Source organism: Saccharomonospora iraqiensis subsp. paurometabolica YIM 90007 (genome assembly GCF_000231035.2).
Taxonomy (GTDB): Bacteria; Actinomycetota; Actinomycetes; order Mycobacteriales; family Pseudonocardiaceae; genus Saccharomonospora; species Saccharomonospora paurometabolica.
In genome coordinates this window covers 1,379-4,190 of the sequence record NZ_KI912187.1, presented here as the reverse complement: position 1 = coordinate 4,190, position 2,812 = coordinate 1,379, and the positions used below count along the sequence as shown (strand labels likewise).

Below are 2,812 nucleotides of genomic sequence, written 5' to 3'. Positions count from 1 at the left end.
AGCGACCCGTGCGCGAGGAACGCCCCCCGCCAGGCGGCCTCGGCGTCGGCGAGACCGCCGGAGACCACCGCCGCCGGCAACCCCCGCACCGGCCGCCCACGCTGGTCGATCAGCCCGGTCTGCCGGGCCAGCCCCTCGCCGTCGTTGACCACGCGCACCACGTACCGGGTGCCCTTGCGCAGCCCGCCCGAGGTGATCATGTGCACGTCGGACTGGTGCCCGTAGAGGTCGTGCACCTCGCGCCGCAGGCGCCGGGCCACCGACCCGGTGTCCACCTCGGCCTCGACCACGACCCGGCCGGCCACGATGTGCAGCCCACCCGCGAACCGCAGCATCGCCGACACCTCCGACCGGCGCGGGCCGGGCCTGGTGACGCTGAGTCGGCTCAGCTCGTCCTTGACTGCCGCCGTCATGGCCATGACTGACCCTCCTCCGTGCTCCCGGTGCGCCCGAGAGCCTCTCGCACACAGCTCGCCAGAGCATCCGGATCATGCCGCCCGGCCCCGCCCGGCGCCGCCACCGACGCGAGATGGGCCCGGCCGCCGAGCGCCTCGGCACCGCGGCGCAGCCGCGCCGGGGTGGGCACCGAGTCGCGGTCCGCGATCACGGCGTCCACGGTCAGTTCCGGAGCATGCTCGGAGAGTACGTCCAGATGCCGCTCGGGGGAGAATCCCGCCGTTTCCCCCGGTTGGGGGATGAGGTTGAGGATGACGACCTTGGTCGCCCTGGTGCTCACCAGAGCCTCGTGCAGGCCGGGCACCAACAGGTGCGGCAGGACGCTGGTGAACCAGGATCCGGGGCCGAGGAAGACCGTGTCGGCGCTCAGCACCGCGTCCACGGCGTCCGCGCAGGCCACGGGGGGCCGGTCCGGACGGCCGGGATTGTGCAGGCGTACCCGGCGTACCTGCCCCGGTGTGCTGGCGACGGCGACCTGCCCGCGGATCCGGCTGAGGGCCCCGTTCTCCAGTCCGGTGACCTCCGCCTCGATCTCCAGCGGCTCGGCCGACATCGGCAGCACCCGCCCGGAGATCCCCAGCAGTGCGGCCGCCTCGTCGAGACCGGCGACCGGATCGCCGAGCACCTCGAACAGGCCGGCCAGCAGCAGGTTCCCCACGGCGTGCCCGGTCAGCGCACCCGATCCGCCGAAGCGGTGCTGGAACACCTCGGCCCACAGCGTGCCCCCGTCCTCCGCGGCGGCGAGCGCCGCCAGTGCCTGCCGGAGGTCGCCCGGCGGCAGCAGGCCGAGCTCCTGCCGCAGCCTGCCCGACGAACCCCCGTCGTCGGCGACGGTGACGACGGCGGTCAGGTCCGCGGTGAGCCGTCGCAGTGCGGAAAGCGCCGCGTGCAGACCGTGTCCTCCCCCGAGCGCGACGGCGCGCATCCCCGGCTCACTCCCTGCCCAGATCGCGGTGCACCACCTTGACCGCCATGCCGTCCTCCTTGGACAGCCGGTTCGCCAGCTCCTCGGCGATGGACACGCTGCGGTGCTTGCCGCCGGTGCAGCCGACGGCCAGGGTGAGGTAGCGCTTGCCCTCCCGCTTGTACCCGGCCCCGACCAGGCGCAGCAACTCGTGGTACTGGGTGAGGAACTCCTCGGCACCTTCCTGGCCGAGCACGTAGTTGCGCACGTCGCCGTCCAGGCCGCTCTGGTCCCGCAGCTCCGGGATCCAGAACGGGTTCGGCAGGAACCGCACGTCCATCACGAGGTCGGAGTCCATCGGCAGACCGTACTTGTAGCCGAACGACAGCACGGTGACCCGCGTGCGCGTGCCGGTCTCGGTGCCGAAGGCGTCCTCGATCTTGGCCCGGAGGTCGTGGACGGACAACGCGGAGGTGTCCAGCACCAGGTCGGCCTCCTCCCGCAGCGGCGCGAGGAGGGCGCGTTCGGCGGTGATGCCGTCCACGAGCCTGCCCTCGGCCTGCATGGGGTGGCCCCGGCGCACCTGCTCGAACCGGCGCACCAGCACCGGGTCGGTCGCCTCCAGGAACACGACCCGTGGTTTGTAGCCGCGCGCGTCCAGCTCCTTGATGACCGAGGAGAGGTCGTCGGTGAAGGCCCGCGACCGCACGTCCATGACCACGGCCACCCTGGTGATCGCCCCACGCGCCTGGGCGCCGAGCTCGACCATCGTGGAGATCAGCTCGGGTGGCAGGTTGTCGACGACGAACCAGCCCAGATCCTCCAGACACTTCGCCGCGGTGCTGCGGCCCGCACCGGACAGACCGGTCACCACCGCGACCTCCATCCCGGAGGCTCTGGCCTCGTCGTTGCTCATGCCTGCGACTCCCCTCGTGTCTCGGTACTGTCCCCTGCCAGCGCGGCGTGCACGGTCTCGGCGGTACGCCGCCCGATGCCCGGTACCTCCGCGATCTCGGCGACCCCGGCCCGCCGCAGCTTCTTCACCGAGCCGAAGTGCTTGATCAGCGCAGCCTTCCGGGTCTGCCCGAGGCCGGGGATGTTGTCCAGCGCCGACGTCTGCACCCGTTTCGACCGCTTCTGCCGCTGGTACCGGAGCGCGAACCGGTGTGCCTCGTCGCGCACCCGCTGGAGAAGGTACAGCGCCTCCGACGTCCGCGGCAGGACGACCGGTTCCGGGTCGGCGGGCAGCCACACCTCCTCCAGGCGTTTGGCCAGCCCGACCACGGCGACGTCGGTGACCCCGAGTTCGGCCAGCACGTCGGCCGCGGCCGTGGCCTGCGGCCCGGCGCCGTCGACCACCAGCAGGTTCGGCGGGTAGGCGAACTTGCGTGGCCTGCCGGTGTCCGGGTCGATCCCGGGGGCCGTGCCGTGCGGCGGGTCGCCGGTGTCGGC

General features: G+C 72.8%; 4 protein-coding genes. All 4 read right to left on the bottom strand.

Going from position 1 to position 2,812, the window contains the following annotated elements:
* On the bottom strand, positions 1-419 hold a 419-nt coding region (gene whiA / locus SACPADRAFT_RS0200855; RefSeq protein ID WP_007027148.1), incomplete at its 3' end, for a DNA-binding protein WhiA.
* Entirely contained in the window at positions 410-1,381 is a 972-nt protein-coding gene (locus SACPADRAFT_RS0200850) for a gluconeogenesis factor YvcK family protein (RefSeq protein ID WP_007027149.1), read from the bottom strand. The genes SACPADRAFT_RS0200850 and whiA, both read right to left, overlap by 10 nt.
* Before the next feature lie 7 nt (positions 1,382-1,388).
* Positions 1,389-2,276 (bottom strand): RNase adapter RapZ, encoded by an 888-nt coding sequence (gene rapZ, locus SACPADRAFT_RS0200845; RefSeq protein WP_007027150.1) that lies wholly within the window; start codon positions 2,274-2,276, stop codon positions 1,389-1,391.
* Positions 2,273-2,812, bottom strand: a 540-nt coding sequence (locus SACPADRAFT_RS24595) for a helix-hairpin-helix domain-containing protein (protein ID WP_007027151.1), incomplete at its 5' end; no start/stop codon positions are given. The genes SACPADRAFT_RS24595 and rapZ, both read right to left, overlap by 4 nt.